Source organism: Oleisolibacter albus, assembly GCF_003336875.1.
GTDB lineage: Bacteria > Pseudomonadota > Alphaproteobacteria > Azospirillales > Azospirillaceae > Niveispirillum > Niveispirillum album.
In genome coordinates, this window is the sequence record NZ_QGNJ01000045.1 from 1 (window position 1) to 609 (window position 609).

Consider the following 609-nt stretch of genomic DNA (forward strand, 5'->3'; position numbering starts at 1 on the left):
CTTCAGGGCGGCCCTGACCTTGTCGGCCATGTCGGGTCGGTCCAGGGCATAGGCGACATTGGCGAGGACGAAACCGAGCTTGTCGCCGCAATCGAAGCGCTTGCCCTCGAACTTGAAGCCATGGAAGGGCTGGTTGCCGATGAGCTTGGCCATGGCGTCGGTGAGCTGGATCTCGCCGCCGGCGCCCTTTTCGAAGGCGGCCAGATGCTGGAACACCTCGGGCTGCAGGATGTAGCGGCCCTGGATGGAGAGGTTGGAGGGGGCGACGGCGGGGTCGGGCTTCTCGACCAGCCCCTTGACGCCGACCAGACGGGCATCGGCGGCGGCGGCCGGGGCCACATCCAGGATGCCGTACTTGTTGGTCTGCTCGTGCGGGACCTCGAACACCGACAGCAGATTGCCGCCGACCTGCTCATAGGCCTCCATCATCTGGGCCAGACAGGGCTTGTGCCCCAGCACCTGCTCGTCCGGCAGCAGCACGGCGAAGGGCTCGTTGCCCACGAATTCGCGCGCGCACCAGACGGCATGGCCCAGCCCCAGCGGCTCGGCCTGGCGCACATAGGAGATATAGCCGCTCTGGATCTGGATCGCCTCCACCAGCGCCAGCAG

At 66.8% G+C, this 609-nt stretch carries 1 protein-coding gene; it reads right to left on the reverse strand.

Annotated elements, in window-relative coordinates:
- Nucleotides 1–609: UTP--glucose-1-phosphate uridylyltransferase (locus tag DK368_RS21190; RefSeq protein ID WP_155524673.1), on the reverse strand; the 609-nt coding region annotated here is incomplete at both ends.